The following is a 16,262-nucleotide window of genomic DNA, read 5'->3' as shown; positions in this document are numbered from 1 at the left end:
CCACTTCATGATCGCGGATCAAAGGCGTCGCGCAACGCCTCGCCGATAAACACCAGCAACGAAAGAATCAACGCCAGGGTGAAAAACGCCGTCAGGCCCAGCCAGGGCGCTTGCAGATTCTGTTTGCCCTGGCCGATCAGTTCGCCCAGCGAGGCGCTGCCGGCGGGCATGCCGAAGCCGAGGAAATCCAGGGCGGTGAGGGTGGAAATCGCCCCGGTGAGAATGAACGGCAAGTAGCTCAACGTAGCGTTCATCGCATTGGGCAGGATATGCCGAACGATCACCTTGCGGTCGGTCAGGCCCAGGGCCCGGGCGGCTTTGACGTATTCCAGGTTGCGCCCGCGCAGGAACTCGGCGCGCACCACGTCCACCAGCGCCAACCAGGAAAACAGCGCCATGATCCCCAGCAGCCACCAGAAATTCGGCTCGACAAAACCCGAGAGGATGATCAGCAGGTACAGTACCGGCAGCCCCGACCAGACTTCCAGCAGCCGCTGGCCGAGCAGATCGACCCAGCCACCGTAGTAACCCTGCAGGGCCCCGGCGGCAATACCGATCAGCGCGCTGATAAAGGTCAGCGCCAGGGCAAACAGGATCGACACCCGGGCGCCGAAAATCACCCGAGCCATGACGTCGCGGGCCTGATCATCGGTGCCGAGCCAGTTGACTTTCGACGGCGGGCTGGGGGCGGGCTGGGTGAGGTCGTAGTTGGGGGTGTCGTCGTTGAACGGGATCGGCGGGAACAGCATCCAGCCGTCGCCCTCGCGAATCAGCTGCTGCACGTAGTCACTGCGGTAATCGGCCTGGAATGGCAGCTGACCGCCGAACTCCTGCTCGGTGTAGCGTTTGAATACCGGGAAATACAGTGAATCCCGGTAGCTGAGCACCAGCGGTTTGTCATTGGCGATCAGTTCACCACCGAGGGTCAGGATGAACAGGCCGATAAACAGCCACAGCGACCACCAGCCACGGCGGTTTTTCTTGAAGCGCTCAAAGCGCCGACGACCCAGGGGCGAGAGTCTGAACATCAGGCGTTCCTCGCGGCAAAGTCGATACGCGGGTCGACCAGGGTGTAGCAGAGGTCGCCGATGAGTTTAATCAGCAGGCCGAACAGGGTGAAGATAAACAGTGAGCCGAATACCACCGGATAATCCCGCGAGACCGCCGCTTCGTAACTCATGCGGCCCAGGCCATCGAGGGAGAAGATCACTTCGATCAACAAGGAACCGGCGAAAAACACACTGATGAACGCCTGGGGAATCCCCGAAACCACTAGCAGCATCGCGTTGCGAAACACATGGCCATAGAGCACTCGCCGCTCACTCAGCCCTTTGGCGCGGGCGGTGACCACGTACTGACGGGTGATTTCATTGAGGAACGAGTTCTTGGTGAGAATGGTCAGCGTGGCAAAGCCGCCGATCACCAGAGAAGTGACGGGTAGTACCAGGTGCCAGAAGTAATCGGCGATTTTGCCGATTGTCGAGAGCTGTTCGAAATTATCCGAGACCAGGCCGCGCACCGGGAACCAGTTCAGCGAAGTGCCGCCAGCGAACACGACGATCAGAAACATCGCGAACAAAAACGCCGGCATCGCATAGCCAAGGACGATCGCGGTGCTGCTCCAGATGTCGAAGTGGCTGCCATGATGCACCGCTTTGCGAATTCCCAGGGGGATCGACACCAGGTAGGTGATGAGCGTCGCCCAGAGCCCGAGGGAGATGGTCACCGGCATCTTGTCCAGAATCAGATCGGTGACCGTGGCGCCGCGAAAGAAACTTTTGCCGAAGTCCAGTCGGGCGTAGCTCTTGAGCATCAGCCACAGGCGTTCCGGTGCCGGTTTGTCGAAGCCGTATTGCTTTTCGATGTCCTTGATCAACTGTGGGTCGAGGCCGCGACTGGCCCGTGAGCCATGGTTCAGCGACTCACTGGAACCGCCGATGCCCGCGCCGCCGATCCCTTGCAGGTGAGCGATGGCCTGTTCCACCGGGCCGCCTGGCGCCGCCTGGACGATGACAAAGTTGACCAGCAGGATCATCAGCAGGGTCGGGATGATCAACAGCAGGCGCCGCAGTATATAAGCCAGCATCAATGCGGTCCTCCGGGTTTTCCGCGGCGAATGCGCTCGGCGGCCATCTGTTCGTTGGTCAAGGGGAAGCTGCTGGTTTCCCACCAGGTTTCGATGGCTTCGTCATTGCTGGCTTGCACCGCGGGCCTGCCAAACCGGTTCCACCACACGGTGGAGGTCCCCGGTGGATAGTAATTTGGAATCCAGTAGTAGTTCCACTGCAGCACCCGGTCCAGGGCATGGGCATAACGCAACATCTCTGGCGCAGTGGTGGCCTTGACCAGCCCGCTGATCAAACTGTCGACTGCCGGATTCTTCAGGGCCATGTAGTTATTGGAGCCGGGGTCGTTGGCCGCGGCCGAGCCAAAGTAGTTGTACAACTCCATACCCGGTGAGGTGGTGACCGGGTAGCCGGTGACGATCATGTCGTAGTCGCGGGCCATCAACCGGTTCACATACTGCGAGGAGTCGATGCGCCGAATGTTCAGGGTGATACCGATCTGCGCCAGGGTGCGTTTATACGGCAGCAGCAGGCGGTCGATGCCGCTTTGAGTGTTGAGGAAGGTGAAACTCAGGGACTCGCCAGCGGCGTTGATCAGTCGATCGCCGTCCGGTTTCCAGCCGGCCTCTTGGAGCAAGGCCAGTGCCTGCAACTGTTTGTCGCGGATCAGGCCGCTGCCATCGGTCTTCGGAGCTTCAAATACCTGGGTAAAGACTTCATCGGGAATCTGCCCGCGCAGCGGCTCGAGAATTGCCAGCTCGCCCGCATCGGGAAGGGCCCGGGCCGCCAGCGCGGTATTGGAGAAGTAGCTCTGCTGGCGGATATACATATCACGCATCATTTGCCGGTTGCTCCACTCGAAGTCCCAGAGCATCGCCAGCGCCTGCCGCACGCGGCGGTCCTGGAATATCGGGTTCTGCAAATTGAACACAAAGCCCTGGGAGGGTTGCGGTGCCTCTTTGGCCAGATGGGCTTTTTGCAGGCGGCCATCACTCAGGGCCGGACCTTCGTAACCGATGGAGTAGCCAGTGGCCGAGAACTCCCGGTTGTAATCATAGGCGCCACCACGCAGCACCTGGCGCGCGACGTCGGTATCGCCGAAGTACTCGATGCTGAATAGATCGAAGTTGTAGAGCCCGCGGCTGACGGGTAAGTCCTTGCCCCACCAGTCGGCGTTGCGGGCAAAGGTGATGCTGCGCCCGGAGTCGATCTTGATGACTCGATACGGACCGCTGCCCAGCGGTGCTTCATAGCCGCCACCATTGGCAAAATCGCGGGTTTTCCACCAGTGCTCGGGAAGCACCGGCAAGGTCGCGATGTCCAGCGGCAGGGTGCGGTTTTCATTGCTCTTGAAGTCGAAACGGATGGTGCGCGGCGACTCCACTTCGACGCCTTTGACATCGGCGAATTGGGTGCGATAACGCAGGCTGCCCTGGGTCATCAGCAAGTCGTAGGTGTAGCGCACATCCTCGGCGGTAATCGGCGTGCCGTCGGCGAAGCGGGCTTTGGGGTTCAGGTAAAAGCGCAGCGACAAACCGTCTTCGGCCCGTTCCATCTTTTGCGCGACCAGGCCATACACCGTGTAGGGCTCATCCAGCGAGCGTTGGGCCAGCGGCGAGTAGATCAAGCCATCGAATTGCGAAACGCCGATGCCCTTGTCGATATAGGGCAATACATGGTCGAAATGGCCAATCTCGATGGCCGAGCGGCGCATGCTGCCACCCTTGGGAGCCAGTGGGTTGGCATAGGCAAAGTGACTGAAGTCGGCGGGGTATCTGGCGGGTTCGCCATACACCGTCATCGCATGTTGCGGTGCGGCATTCGCAGCCGTGGCGCCCAGTAACAGGGTTAGGACGGTGAGCATCAGTAGGGGGAAAGCCAGTCGCATTGTCAGCCTTAAGCGTGCAGGTCGTGGGGTTTTGCCTGAGTCGATGAAGTTATGCACTAGTAAACCACATTGGCTGAACCAGTCCTCCAAGGTGCGGTGTTTTTGTGTTGAAGGTGTGAGCATACAGTGTGATCAGGGGTTCGTATTCCGATAATTGGTGGATCAACCTGTCATTTCTGACAGTAGATGTCCTATGTTTAGTGTGCTCAACTATTCAGGTAAGAACCCAATATTGTTTTGATATTTAACCGATATGAGGAACTACTTGGTGAGCACTGAACACGAAATTCAAAATCGACGTTTGCATCTGGATCCCGATGCGCAGCGTCCAATAATTAGAGAGTCGCTTGATGGTCATACTCTCTATCTCGACACGCTAGGGAAACTCTGAAAAAGACTTCCATCTCTGGTGAAATACCCATCTCACACGAATCGAACGGTTGAGCCCCGATGAAACAGATGTCCTTCGCCGATGCCGAGTATGCCGGTAAACGTAAGCAGACCCGCCGCGAGCGCTTCCTGATCGAGATGGATCAAGTCGTGCCCTGGAAGGGTTTGATTGCCTTGATCGAACCGCATTATCCGAAGGGTGAAGGTGGTCGTCCGGCGTATCCGTTGCTGGCCATGTTGCGGGTTCATCTGATGCAGAACTGGTTCGGCTACAGCGATCCGGCGATGGAAGAATCGCTGTATGAAACGACGATCCTGCGCCAGTTTGCAGGGCTGCATCTGGATCGAATTCCTGACGAAACCACGATTCTCAACTTCCGCCGCTTGCTGGAGAAACATGAGCTGGCGGGTGGGATTTTGCAGGTTATCAACGGTTATCTGGGTGACCGTGGATTGATGTTGCGTCACGGAACGATCGTGGATGCGACGATCATTCATGCACCCAGCTCAACCAAGAATAAAGACAAGAAACGCGACCCCGAGATGCATCAGACCAAGAAAGGAAATCAGTACTATTTTGGAATGAAATCCCACATTGGCGTTGATGCGGATTCGGGCTTGGTTCATAGCGTTGTCGGTACTCCCGCCAACGTGGCGGACGTGACACAAGTGGATCAATTGCTTCACGGAGAAGAAGTTCACGTCTGTGGCGATGCCGGTTACACCGGGGTGCAGAAACGCCCAGAACATCAGGATCGCAAGATGATTTGGTCGATTTCTGCCCGGCCCAGTTCGTACAAAGAGCATGGCAAAGACACGGTGATCGGTAGCGTGCTACGCGGGATTGAGTATGCGAAAGCGCAAGTCAGAGCCAAGGTTGAGCATCCGTTTCGAGTGATCAAGCGCCAGTTTGGCTATACGAAAGTGCGCTTTCGTGGTCTGGCGAAAAACATCGCTCAGCAGACGACGTTGTTCGCCTTGTCGAACCTGTGGATGGTGCGAAAACGATTGTTGAATGCAGGAGAGGTGCGCCTGTAATGCGGGCTAATCGCCCTGAAACAGCGCGATTAGAGGAAAAATCATGAATTAAAGAGTGGAAAGGTCCGATTTTCGACCGAATCAGCGTTTTTTGAACCTCTCACAGAGAGGGCATCAAAAATCGGTGGGTACTTCAGACCTTCCCTAGGGAAACTCTGAAAAAGACTTCCATCTCTGGTGAAATACCCATCTCACACGAATCGAACGGTTGAGCCCCGATGAAACAGATGTCCTTCGCCGATGCCGAGTATGCCGGTAAACGTAAGCAGACCCGCCGCGAGCGCTTCCTGATCGAGATGGATCAAGTCGTGCCCTGGAAGGGTTTGATTGCCTTGATCGAACCGCATTATCCGAAGGGTGAAGGTGGTCGTCCGGCGTATCCGTTGCTGGCCATGTTGCGGGTTCATCTGATGCAGAACTGGTTCGGCTACAGCGATCCGGCGATGGAAGAATCGCTGTATGAAACGACGATCCTGCGCCAGTTTGCAGGGCTGCATCTGGATCGAATTCCTGACGAAACCACGATTCTCAACTTCCGCCGCTTGCTGGAGAAACATGAGCTGGCGGGTGGGATTTTGCAGGTTATCAACGGTTATCTGGGTGACCGTGGATTGATGTTGCGTCACGGAACGATCGTGGATGCGACGATCATTCATGCACCCAGCTCAACCAAGAATAAAGACAAGAAACGCGACCCCGAGATGCATCAGACCAAGAAAGGAAATCAGTACTATTTTGGAATGAAATCCCACATTGGCGTTGATGCGGATTCGGGCTTGGTTCATAGCGTTGTCGGTACTCCCGCCAACGTGGCGGACGTGACACAAGTGGATCAATTGCTTCACGGAGAAGAAGTTCACGTCTGTGGCGATGCCGGTTACACCGGGGTGCAGAAACGCCCAGAACATCAGGATCGCAAGATGATTTGGTCGATTTCTGCCCGGCCCAGTTCGTACAAAGAGCATGGCAAAGACACGGTGATCGGTAGCGTGCTACGCGGGATTGAGTATGCGAAAGCGCAAGTCAGAGCCAAGGTTGAGCATCCGTTTCGAGTGATCAAGCGCCAGTTTGGCTATACGAAAGTGCGCTTTCGTGGTCTGGCGAAAAACATCGCTCAGCAGACGACGTTGTTCGCCTTGTCGAACCTGTGGATGGTGCGAAAACGATTGTTGAATGCAGGAGAGGTGCGCCTGTAATGCGGGCTAATCGCCCTGAAACAGCGCGATTAGAGGAAAAATCATGAATTAAAGAGTGGAAAGGTCCGATTTTCGACCGAATCAGCGTTTTTTGAACCTCTCACAGAGAGGGCATCAAAAATCGGTGGGTACTTCAGACCTTCCCTAGAGATCTATAATCGAAATAATGCGATTAGCCGCAACGCTTATTCCACGCCCGGCGAATGTGTGGGGTAAGGCTCACAATACATCTCGGTTGTAATTTTATATAAGTAATCCCACAAGCCAGTGGTGTATCATCTGGCATCCACGCAATAAATTTGTGAGATCGAGTATTAAGTAGCAGCCTAATCTTTAAGTAAGATGGTGAGAGTTCCGATTAATGCCACTGACGCTTTATTTCCTGCCACTGGATGTCTGACAACCACTTATCTGCCGCCGGAAAGAAAATGTTCTCCTCAGCATCCATATGATCGTAGTATTTCTTGATGAAGTCATCGATAGCGTCAGCGATTACTCTCGTCTCCTGAGTTGAGTCCTCCAACATCTTGAGCTGTCCAGCAATGCGCTCAAATGCTTGATGATCTCGCTCGATATCCTTGACCCGTTGGTGGATCGGTGCCTTAGTCGCTAGCAAGGCCCGCCGAATAAGCTCTTCATTTTCATGGTGGTGTCTCTCTACATCACCATGCAAGGCTTCCAGCAGCTTAAACAACAGCTTGCAGTCATCGGCACCAGCGGATTCATGCCTCACCCTCCCCAGCAATCCTTTGATCTGAGTAATTTTGATAGCCACCTCATGATGATAGGTGTGCAGTTTTTTCAACAAGACGTTCATATCAAATCCTCACCACTACACCAAAAAATCACAGAAAAAATATTATTATCCACCAACCTCCAAGGATAGCCAGACATATCAATTCCCATAACTTCTAATACCTCCACCCCAGCACTAACCAGCGCGTATTTAACCTTTTTATTATAGTCTGGCGCAAAACTCTCGCCCCAAGAAATTTGCCACCCTTGGATGAATTTGAAATATCAAGTGAATGTTCATATGCGCTATTTGATCTACTTAAGAAGACGCTAAAAAAATAGCCAACCGCCCCCTTGGCACACCGAGCACCGTCAACCAGCCACCCTCTCCGTGTGCCTTGTTACGCGCCATGCAGAAGACCTTCTCCGAACTCGAATGCACCGGCAAGAAAAAGCAGACTCGCCAAGATCGCTTCCTGGTTGACCTAGAATAGCTGGTGCCCTGAGCATAACTGGAGGTGCAAGTGGCTCCGTTCTATAGCGACATCACAGGCAAGCGCGTGCGCCCTGCGATTGGGTTGCCGAGCAGACCAACCTGCTGGCGTTCAACGCCGCCATCGAAGCGGCCCGGGCGGGGGAGCAGGGGCGAGGCTTTGCCGTGGTCACCGACGAAGTTCGCTCTCTGGCGCAGCGTACACGGACTTCGACCCAGCAGATCCACGGGATCATTGCTTCGTTGCATGCCGGTGCCGATCGCGCTGTTTCGACGGCGAGCAAGGGCGAGTAAATCTCTCGCGAGAGCGTAGGCAACCGGTATCGAAGGCTTCGGGCATTCGGGGAAACTGCATTCCTCGCAATTTTTTGAGCTGGCTGATCAGCCAACCGAGATCCGCCTGGCGATTATCGAAGAAGAGTACGCTTGCCTGTTTGAGCGACTCGAGGCCGAGGATATCTCCTTGTTTTACATAAAGGCCCCGGTTGAATTCGGAACCGTCGGTAAAAAGGCCGACCAGCTCAATCGCCAGCCTTGATATCTGTAACAGATAGTCGTGTTACTACGAGGGAATGACTGCTTTTAGCCGATTTCTGCCTGTCGCGACCGGCTTAAAACGACCCAAAGCTGCCGGTGGCAGCCTGCAGAAAAGGCGATGGGAGTGACCTGCCTCGCCATCGCCTGGATTCAGCCGCGTTAGGCGGGTACGTAGGGGGGATAGTCCACATAACCCTTGGCAGTGCCACCGTAGTAGGTGTCACGATCTGGCGTCGTCAAAGGCCAGTCATTTTTCAATCGTGCGACCAGATCAGGGTTGGCAATGAAGGGTTGTCCAAAGGCTGCGAGGTCGATTAGACCGGCGTCCACCAAGTCTTGAGCACGCTCCAGTGTCATATCTCCGGCGAGAATCAGAACGGTTTCGCCCAATTCAGCCTTGCAGTGTTTCAGTAGGTCTCGCAAAGCCTGCTCCTGCGCAGCAGAGCTTTCGCCCGCCATGAAGAAGTGCGTTTGATCCATGACGTGGACATAGGCGATCCCACGCTTATTCATGCCGGCGCAGAGTGCAGAGTAGGTTTCGTCAATCTCGGGGTAGACGGGCATATCGAAGAGCTGTCCGTACGGAGAGATCCGGATACCTACCCGGTCTGCACCAATCCTTGCGCAAACCGCATCAACGACTTCAAACACGAAGCGCAGTCGGTCTTCCAGGTTTTTCGCCGAATAGCGATCGGAGCGATCATTGACGAGTGGGTTTAGGAACTGCTCGACCAGGTAGCCGTTCGCGCCGTGGATTTCCACGCCATCGAAGCCGGCAGCAATCGCGTTTGCGGCAGCTTGCGCGAAGTCTTCAACGACTCGACCGACTTCCTCGGTGGTAAGAGGTCGTGGTGCAGACGTTGGGACAAACCCTGGCTCACCGCTCTCCGTATATCCGAATGCCACTGCGCCTTTCGCGGTTTTACTCGTGGCACTGACGGGAGCTTTCCCATCGATCTGGATGGAGGTGTGCGAAACACGTCCGACATGCCACAGCTGGGCAAACATTCTGCCGCCCACACTACGGACGGAATCAGTGACCAGCTTCCAGCCTTTGATTTGTTCGTCAGTGTAAATACCTGGGTTGAAAAGATAGCCCTGGCCCTCGCGGGAGATGGGGGTACCTTCGGAGACGATCAGACCAGCGGTACCTCGCTGGGTGTAATGCAAGGCGATCTGATCAGTCGCAATGTCTTCCGGTGCTCGTGACCGGGTCATTGGCGCCATGACGAAGCGGTTGTTCAGTGTCAGTCCGCTGAGGTCATATGTGTCAAACAGGTTAATCATTAGATTCAAGCTTCCAATTCGGGAAAGCTGCCTAGGCATTCAGAATCTAACGCCTGGACAGAGAAACGGTAATGCGCTCGGGTCATTAATAATTGAGCCCGTCCAACGCTTCCCATAGGGTATTGGAGAATTCTGGTAACATCTTGGCTATTTACTACGAAGTGATGTGAATTTTAGTCACTAATGAGAGGGGCTATGATTTCTTCCGACACCTTGAAAGGAATCAACGTTTTTGTCTGCGTTGCTAACATGGGCAGCTTTTCCGCCGCTGCAAAGCGCTTGAATTTGACTAATTCGGCAGTCAGCAAAGGGATCGCTCGGCTGGAGCAGCGACTAAATACCCGGCTGTTCAACCGTACGACACGCCGGCTTTGCTTGACCGATGCCGGTACCCAATATTATCGGACGTGCTCCGAGGTGTTGGGTTGTCTTGAAGAAGCAGAGCAGTCGCTTGGAACAGAGAATTCCGAACCTCGTGGAAAGGTTCGCCTAGACCTTCCTGCGTCCTATGGTCGTATCCATGTGCTGCCGTTAATGCTCGATTTTTTGCGCAACCATCCTCTGCTGCTACCCCACGTGACATTCTCTGATCGATTTATCGACCCCGTGGAACAAGGCATCGACATCGTGGTGCGTATTGGTACTCCAGACGCATGGCCGGCGCTTTTAGGGCACAAATATCTGGGCGCTCAGCGACTGCTATTCTGCGCTGCGCCCTCCTATCTGAATGCTCGCGGGACGCCGAAGTCTGAGTACGAGTTAGAGGAGCACGAATGCGTGCTGTATGGGCACGATGATGGCGCAGTCAGTCCCTGGTATTTATCCGGGCTGCTTGGCAATGTGGATCGCCATATCATGCCCGGACGAATTGCGATAGGCGATGGGGAGGGCCAGCTTATGGCCGCATTGGCAGGACTGGGAATTGTCCAGCTACCGACTTGGCTAGTGAATCGGTACCTGGAAAGTGGAGCTCTTGTGGAGGTGCTTCCCCATCTGGCTGTCGATAGCTTACCGATGAATCTAGTGTGGCTAAAAAGCCGACAGAGTCTTCCCAAGGTGCGTGCGTTGCTTGAGGTGTTGGGAGCTTGTTTAACGCCTTCGGGCAGGATGTAGTGGTCAACTAATCCCGGACACGACGTTAAGTTTTTCTTCGGCCCGAGCTGGCGCCAGCCCACCGTTGAATTGATGGGGTCGAATCCAGTTGTACCGATGCATCAAGAAATGGCTGATATCGCGCTGGGCCTCTTGAGCAGTTCTGTAACCCAGAGTCGGTATCCATTCGGTTTTCAAGCTGCGGAACACCCGCTCCATCGGCGCGTTGTCCCAGCAATTTCCCCGGCGACTCATGCTCTGGCGCATTCGATAACGCCACAGCCGCTGGCGAAATAAACGACTCGCATACTGCGACCCTTGATCCGAGTGAAACAGCAGGCCCTGAGGCCTTCCACGTTGCTCGTAGGCCATATCCAGTGCCTTGATAACCAACTCGGCGTCCGGCTTTTCCGACAATGCCCAGCCCACCACCCGGCGCGCGCAAAGATCCAGCACGACCGCCAGATAGTGCCATTTCCCCTGGGCCCAAATGTAGGTGATGTCGCCGCACCACACCTGGTTGGGTGCCGGGACATCGAACTCCCGATTCAAGATGTTCGGGATATCCAACCGTTCAACCATTGCTCGTTTATAGGCATGAGAACCTGGCTGTTTGCTGACGAGGTCAAGCTCACGCATCAAGCTGCGCACTTTGAACCGACCGAGTTGCTCACCATCGTCACGCATCAACGAGAGAAGGCTACGGCTGCCGGCAGCACTGCGACTTTGTGAAAACAACTCGCTCACCCGGCTGCGCAACCGAAGCCGTTCGACATCAGGCGTTCGGCGCTTGAGGCGGTAGGCGTAGTAGCTTGAGCGGTTGATTTCAAACACTTTGCACAGCCAATCAACCGGCTCATGGACGCTCAGCTGATTGATCAGCGCGTACGCTCGTGATCTTCCGACATCAAGAGCGCGGTAGCCTTTTTTAATATCGATTTTTCCCGTTCAAGGCGGGCGATCCGGGCTTCCAGCTCCTGGATTTTCTGCTGTTCCGGTGTCAGCGCTTTGCTCTGCGGGGTAACGCCTTTGCGCTCCTGCTGAACCTGACTGACCCAGCGGCGTAGTGCCGACTCGCCGACGCCGAGTGAACGGCTGGCTTCGATGTAGCTGTAGTCTTGCTTGAGCACAAGGTCGGCAGCCTCGCGTTTGAATTCAGCAGAAAAGGAACGGCGTTGTTTGGTCATCTGACACCTCGATCTGGCGAGCATTCTCGCCTAAATGGGTGTCCGGTTTCATTAGACCACTACAGGATGCCCGGCAATCCGCAGCAGTTTGATGCCTCAACCCCATCTGTGTTCTAGCTTGCAGGCAAGCAGGACGGCACATTTTCTCCCGGTCCATCGATCCATGGCCGGCTGCTTTTGGCCTATTGCTGCCTGTCGCGACCGGCAGAAATCGGCCAGAAGCGGTCCTTCAGAAGCCTCAACCCGTCGTTCGCTCAAACCGTCTCGGACGCTTGGATCACGTTGTTCCACTGAAAAAGCACCAGGTGGACGCGGCCCATGCCGAGATCAAGAGCATTGCCAAGGCACGCCAGCTGGCGATCAACGCTGATCACCGATCGTTGTTGAGTTCTGGGAGCTGTACGAGTACTTGAACAGCACTGCAGGTGGGCTCAACCCGCAATGACGGCCTGATCGCGGTGAGCCTCAATGACTTCTCCAAGGAAGCCGCAGAGAAACGCCAGAAAGTCCCGGACCTGACTGAGCTCAAGCGCTACCTGAAAACCAGCAAGTGCCCCAAATTCGTTCAGACCAGCAGGAACGTCTGCTCGGCATGGGATACCGATGCCGCCGACAAACCGAAAACCCTGCGGTGCTGGATCTTCCAAGCCTCCTGGTCATGGGAGTTAACCGCAGTAAGACATCTGGACCGATTTCTGAAGGAGCGGAGGTGATCGAGGTCACCACTTTGTCGCATGCCACTTTATGGCGGGAAGTGAAAAAGGGAACATTGCCGAAGCCAGTTCGGATTTATCCTGGCCGGGTCGGCTGGCGTAAATCAGCCATGGCAACCTCGCAACAAAATCCTGAAAGATGGCAAGCCACCGAGGCCGCGTAAACGGCCTCTCTTGTCCCTGCATTGGTTGTGTCGGAGCAACCAGTAGGACAGTGGACATGAGTCTTCTTACTGGCTACCTTGAGGCCTTTCTGAGCAGCTTGGATGCCAAGCCTAGAAGCACCAAAACACGAAAAATAGGGCTCGTTATGGAAAACAACACGATTAAAGAAAGCGGCTACTTTTGGTGGCGAAACGAGCCTATTCCAGAGGACGACATTGTCCCGGAGTCAGCAGTAGCTGGTGATTTGATAATTACTGATGACGGACAAATAAGCCTTGAACTGCATGGGTATTTACCTTCAGCAGATCACCCAATGTCCAGAATTTTTGTGGGATCGGGCAACTCATGCCCAGATATTGAAGGCCGGCTCAAAAACTCAAGCGAACACGTGCTATTGATGGACGTCTATACCCAAGGAGGAAAAGCATCCTTCGGTGGAATTTCTTATGAGAACTATGGAGCAACAAGTTGCTTAATTGGTTCTAAGCCGCTTCCCATAGCGAAAGGGGAAATAAAGTTTGACAGTCTTTCAATCCCGCTAACTGGATTTGAGGATTGGCTAGGCTTAAGCTCCATTGAGACGACCAGAACAACAAGAAAGCTAGTAGCAACCCACAAGACACAGAAAAACATAAAATACACACTAGACGATAGCAGTACTATATCCATAGAATTTGACTTATTCGCCCCTATGTTCGGCAAGCAAAAGAACCACGCAATAAACATCACTGAAAAAATCAACTTTAAGTACTTGTCCAAGATCAAGAAAACATCATCAGAGTTAAGAAAATACTTTTTCTCTATTTCGGATTTTTTCTTAATCCTAACGGGTTCCGACTATAGTATGGAATGGCCATCACTAACAGTAGGCCGTACAACAAACAGCATGAAGTCATATAAATTTTATTTTTTAAGATCTCGAAATTCAGCCACTCCACCCGCACGCCATAATTGCTGGCTCACATTCCCAATTATTCAAGAAAATTTTGGTCAACTTTTTCAACAGTGGCAACTTAAGCGTGAGGAATTAGGACCCGGTATGAGCCTATATCTAGGAACTCGCCGTGGTGTCGAGCTATACGTTGAACACCGCTTTGTTAATCTAATATGGGGGCTCGAATCGTTACATCGCACATTAAACAAAGACGCACCTCCGACGAAATTAGAATTGAAAGCTCAACGTATTATTGAGCAAATCAAATTATCCAAGGATCGAAAATGGTTGGAAGGCAAACTTGAGCATTCTGCCGAGCCTTCTCTCGCCGAGCGCTTGGTTGAGTGTATAAAACTTCTGCCGTTAAGTTTTCCAGCAGAATCCATTCGCGATTTTTGTAACGAATGCGCTGGCAAACGCAATGACATTTCGCACTTCGGAGGACAACGTGCGCCGGGAAGTTACGGTGATTTTCTCGGAAAAATATACTCGCTCAACAATGCACTTAACAATATCTATCCCGCTATACTTCTAAAATTGTGCGGACTTAATGACTCACTTCTAAGGAAGGTCTGAAGTACCCACCGATTTTTGATGCCCTCTCTGTGAGAGGTTCAAAAAACGCTGATTCGGTCGAAAATCGGACCTTTCCACTCTTTAATTCATGATTTTTCCTCTAATCGCGCTGTTTCAGGGCGATTAGCCCGCATTACAGGCGCACCTCTCCTGCATTCAACAATCGTTTTCGCACCATCCACAGGTTCGACAAGGCGAACAACGTCGTCTGCTGAGCGATGTTTTTCGCCAGACCACGAAAGCGCACTTTCGTATAGCCAAACTGGCGCTTGATCACTCGAAACGGATGCTCAACCTTGGCTCTGACTTGCGCTTTCGCATACTCAATCCCGCGTAGCACGCTACCGATCACCGTGTCTTTGCCATGCTCTTTGTACGAACTGGGCCGGGCAGAAATCGACCAAATCATCTTGCGATCCTGATGTTCTGGGCGTTTCTGCACCCCGGTGTAACCGGCATCGCCACAGACGTGAACTTCTTCTCCGTGAAGCAATTGATCCACTTGTGTCACGTCCGCCACGTTGGCGGGAGTACCGACAACGCTATGAACCAAGCCCGAATCCGCATCAACGCCAATGTGGGATTTCATTCCAAAATAGTACTGATTTCCTTTCTTGGTCTGATGCATCTCGGGGTCGCGTTTCTTGTCTTTATTCTTGGTTGAGCTGGGTGCATGAATGATCGTCGCATCCACGATCGTTCCGTGACGCAACATCAATCCACGGTCACCCAGATAACCGTTGATAACCTGCAAAATCCCACCCGCCAGCTCATGTTTCTCCAGCAAGCGGCGGAAGTTGAGAATCGTGGTTTCGTCAGGAATTCGATCCAGATGCAGCCCTGCAAACTGGCGCAGGATCGTCGTTTCATACAGCGATTCTTCCATCGCCGGATCGCTGTAGCCGAACCAGTTCTGCATCAGATGAACCCGCAACATGGCCAGCAACGGATACGCCGGACGACCACCTTCACCCTTCGGATAATGCGGTTCGATCAAGGCAATCAAACCCTTCCAGGGCACGACTTGATCCATCTCGATCAGGAAGCGCTCGCGGCGGGTCTGCTTACGTTTACCGGCATACTCGGCATCGGCGAAGGACATCTGTTTCATCGGGGCTCAACCGTTCGATTCGTGTGAGATGGGTATTTCACCAGAGATGGAAGTCTTTTTCAGAGTTTCCCTAATTAACATGCTCAGCACTGGCCGAACGGCAAGCAGAATTAAATACTCCCTCAACGAAGTAGGGATCCACATCAAATAGGACAAGCTAATTAGCCCTCAATCGAATCATCAAGAGCGACCAGAGTAAATAAAATACTAGTAGTTACCTGTCTTTCAGCACCTTCTCAGCGCTGATCTATCGCAGGACAAAGAACCTGAGAGCTCCAACTATTTTGCTTGGTCATACGAAGCTTGCAAGCACCGTCAGATACCTGGGAATCGAGGTCGATGACGCACTGAAATGGCGGAGCAGACGGATGTCTGACCACCCACTGCGACGGTCGATGCTAGATCGTCGCTGTCCGACCCTTAGCAGCCATCCGCTAACGCCCGCGTTAACCGGCAGCAGGTTGCGGACGAGGTCGGCAACGTCGTGTGGCGGGTGACGCCCGGGCCACCATCGAAGGAACGGTGATGAGGCGGACGTCCACGTCAGGGAAAATCGAACACAAACCATGAATAAAGACGGTCTTCGAACCTATCCAAACCCGAGGAACGACAGGATAACCAGGACGATCACAACTGCCCCGACGATGTAGACGATGTTGTTCATGAAATCCACCTCTCAACCTGAACAGGATTGCGACACCAGGGTGTTGCAAATACAAGGTACGGCACCTTTGCTCGCAATTCCGTTCGGCAACACACATAGATCCGTTCCTCATTAGACCGCCTCCGGCTTTGCGTATAGCATGAATAAACGCAGCGCCGAAACCTTGGTTTGACGCTGCGCTCGATTGACC

Annotated in this window: 12 protein-coding genes and 4 pseudogenes; 9 read left to right on the top strand and 7 right to left on the bottom strand. The window is 53.8% G+C overall.

All coding sequences use genetic code 11. The features are described from left to right. Positions 1-5 precede the first annotated feature (5 nt). Genes ACA064_RS19115 through ACA064_RS19105 form a run of 3 tightly spaced genes read right to left on the bottom strand, consistent with a single transcriptional unit; the run spans position 6 to position 3,954 of the window. Positions 6-1,028, bottom strand: coding sequence for an ABC transporter permease (locus tag ACA064_RS19115; protein WP_497669513.1), 1,023 nt, complete (start codon positions 1,026-1,028; stop codon positions 6-8). After that, a complete protein-coding gene (locus tag ACA064_RS19110; RefSeq protein ID WP_497669512.1) occupies positions 1,028-2,086 on the bottom strand; it encodes a microcin C ABC transporter permease YejB in 1,059 nt (352 codons plus the stop codon). Before ACA064_RS19110 ends, ACA064_RS19115 begins: the two co-directional genes overlap by 1 nt. Beyond that, complete coding sequence (locus ACA064_RS19105) at positions 2,086-3,954, bottom strand: extracellular solute-binding protein (protein ID WP_497669511.1); 1,869 nt, start codon at positions 3,952-3,954, stop codon at positions 2,086-2,088. The genes ACA064_RS19110 and ACA064_RS19105 overlap by 1 nt, the downstream gene beginning before the upstream one ends. A gap of 450 nt (positions 3,955-4,404) precedes the next feature. Here ACA064_RS19105 and ACA064_RS19100 point away from each other — a divergent pair, with 450 nt between their 5' ends. Further along, positions 4,405-5,382, top strand: coding sequence for an IS5 family transposase (locus tag ACA064_RS19100; RefSeq protein WP_497669155.1), 978 nt, complete (start codon positions 4,405-4,407; stop codon positions 5,380-5,382). Positions 5,383-5,600: 218 nt separating this feature from the next. Further along, positions 5,601-6,578 (top strand): IS5 family transposase, encoded by a 978-nt coding sequence (locus ACA064_RS19095; RefSeq protein WP_497669155.1) that lies wholly within the window; start codon positions 5,601-5,603, stop codon positions 6,576-6,578. 358 nt (positions 6,579-6,936) lie between these two features. Here ACA064_RS19095 and ACA064_RS19090 read toward each other — a convergent pair whose 3' ends face one another. Further along, positions 6,937-7,395 carry a hemerythrin domain-containing protein gene (locus tag ACA064_RS19090; protein ID WP_497669510.1) on the bottom strand — a complete coding sequence of 153 codons (459 nt, stop codon included), beginning with the start codon at positions 7,393-7,395 and terminating at the stop codon, positions 6,937-6,939. Positions 7,396-7,723: 328 nt separating this feature from the next. Between ACA064_RS19090 and ACA064_RS19085 the strand changes: the two are divergent. From ACA064_RS19085 to ACA064_RS19075, 3 pseudogenes are all read left to right on the top strand, one after another. After that, positions 7,724-7,894: pseudogene (locus tag ACA064_RS19085) on the top strand (IS5/IS1182 family transposase); the annotation flags it as partial. Continuing rightward, a pseudogene (locus ACA064_RS19080) lies at positions 7,891-8,043 on the top strand (methyl-accepting chemotaxis protein); the annotation flags it as partial. The pseudogenes ACA064_RS19085 and ACA064_RS19080, both read left to right, overlap by 4 nt. Positions 8,044-8,119: 76 nt before the next feature. Continuing rightward, positions 8,120-8,344 (top strand): annotated as a pseudogene (locus ACA064_RS19075) (putative PII-like signaling protein); the annotation flags it as partial. Positions 8,345-8,502: 158 nt separating this feature from the next. On the opposite strand, the gene ACA064_RS19070 reads toward ACA064_RS19075, so the two are convergent. After that, positions 8,503-9,630 carry an alkene reductase gene (locus ACA064_RS19070; RefSeq protein WP_497669509.1) on the bottom strand — a complete coding sequence of 376 codons (1,128 nt, stop codon included), beginning with the start codon at positions 9,628-9,630 and terminating at the stop codon, positions 8,503-8,505. 195 nt (positions 9,631-9,825) lie between these two features. On the opposite strand from ACA064_RS19070, the gene ACA064_RS19065 reads away from it, so the two are divergent. Then, entirely contained in the window at positions 9,826-10,743 is a 918-nt protein-coding gene (locus ACA064_RS19065; protein WP_497669508.1) for a LysR family transcriptional regulator, read from the top strand. Positions 10,744-10,746: 3 nt separating this feature from the next. Here ACA064_RS19065 and ACA064_RS19060 read toward each other — a convergent pair. After that, a protein-coding gene (locus tag ACA064_RS19060) for an IS3 family transposase (RefSeq protein ID WP_497669507.1) occupies positions 10,747-11,909 on the bottom strand; the annotation gives its coding sequence in 2 pieces (ribosomal slippage) (positions 10,747-11,654 and positions 11,654-11,909; 1,164 coding nt in all). Positions 11,910-12,459: 550 nt separating this feature from the next. Between ACA064_RS19060 and ACA064_RS19055 the strand changes: the two genes are divergently transcribed. Beyond that, positions 12,460-12,786, top strand: coding sequence for a helix-turn-helix transcriptional regulator (locus tag ACA064_RS19055; RefSeq protein ID WP_497669506.1), 327 nt, complete (start codon positions 12,460-12,462; stop codon positions 12,784-12,786). Positions 12,787-12,842: 56 nt separating this feature from the next. After that, positions 12,843-14,297, top strand: a complete 1,455-nt coding sequence (locus ACA064_RS19050) for an ApeA N-terminal domain 1-containing protein (RefSeq protein WP_497669505.1) — start codon at positions 12,843-12,845, stop codon at positions 14,295-14,297. A 133-nt stretch (positions 14,298-14,430) separates the two neighbouring features. Here ACA064_RS19050 and ACA064_RS19045 read toward each other — a convergent pair whose 3' ends face one another. Further along, positions 14,431-15,408: an IS5 family transposase gene (locus tag ACA064_RS19045; protein WP_497669155.1), complete on the bottom strand. Its 978-nt coding sequence runs from the start codon at positions 15,406-15,408 to the stop codon at positions 14,431-14,433. 230 nt (positions 15,409-15,638) lie between these two features. Here ACA064_RS19045 and ACA064_RS19040 point away from each other — a divergent pair. After that, positions 15,639-15,784: pseudogene (locus ACA064_RS19040) on the top strand (integrase); the annotation flags it as partial. Between the last annotated feature and the right edge of the window lie 478 nt (positions 15,785-16,262).

This window comes from Pseudomonas sp. LBUM1658, assembly GCF_059716055.1.
This window is presented reverse-complemented; position numbering and strand designations above follow the sequence as displayed.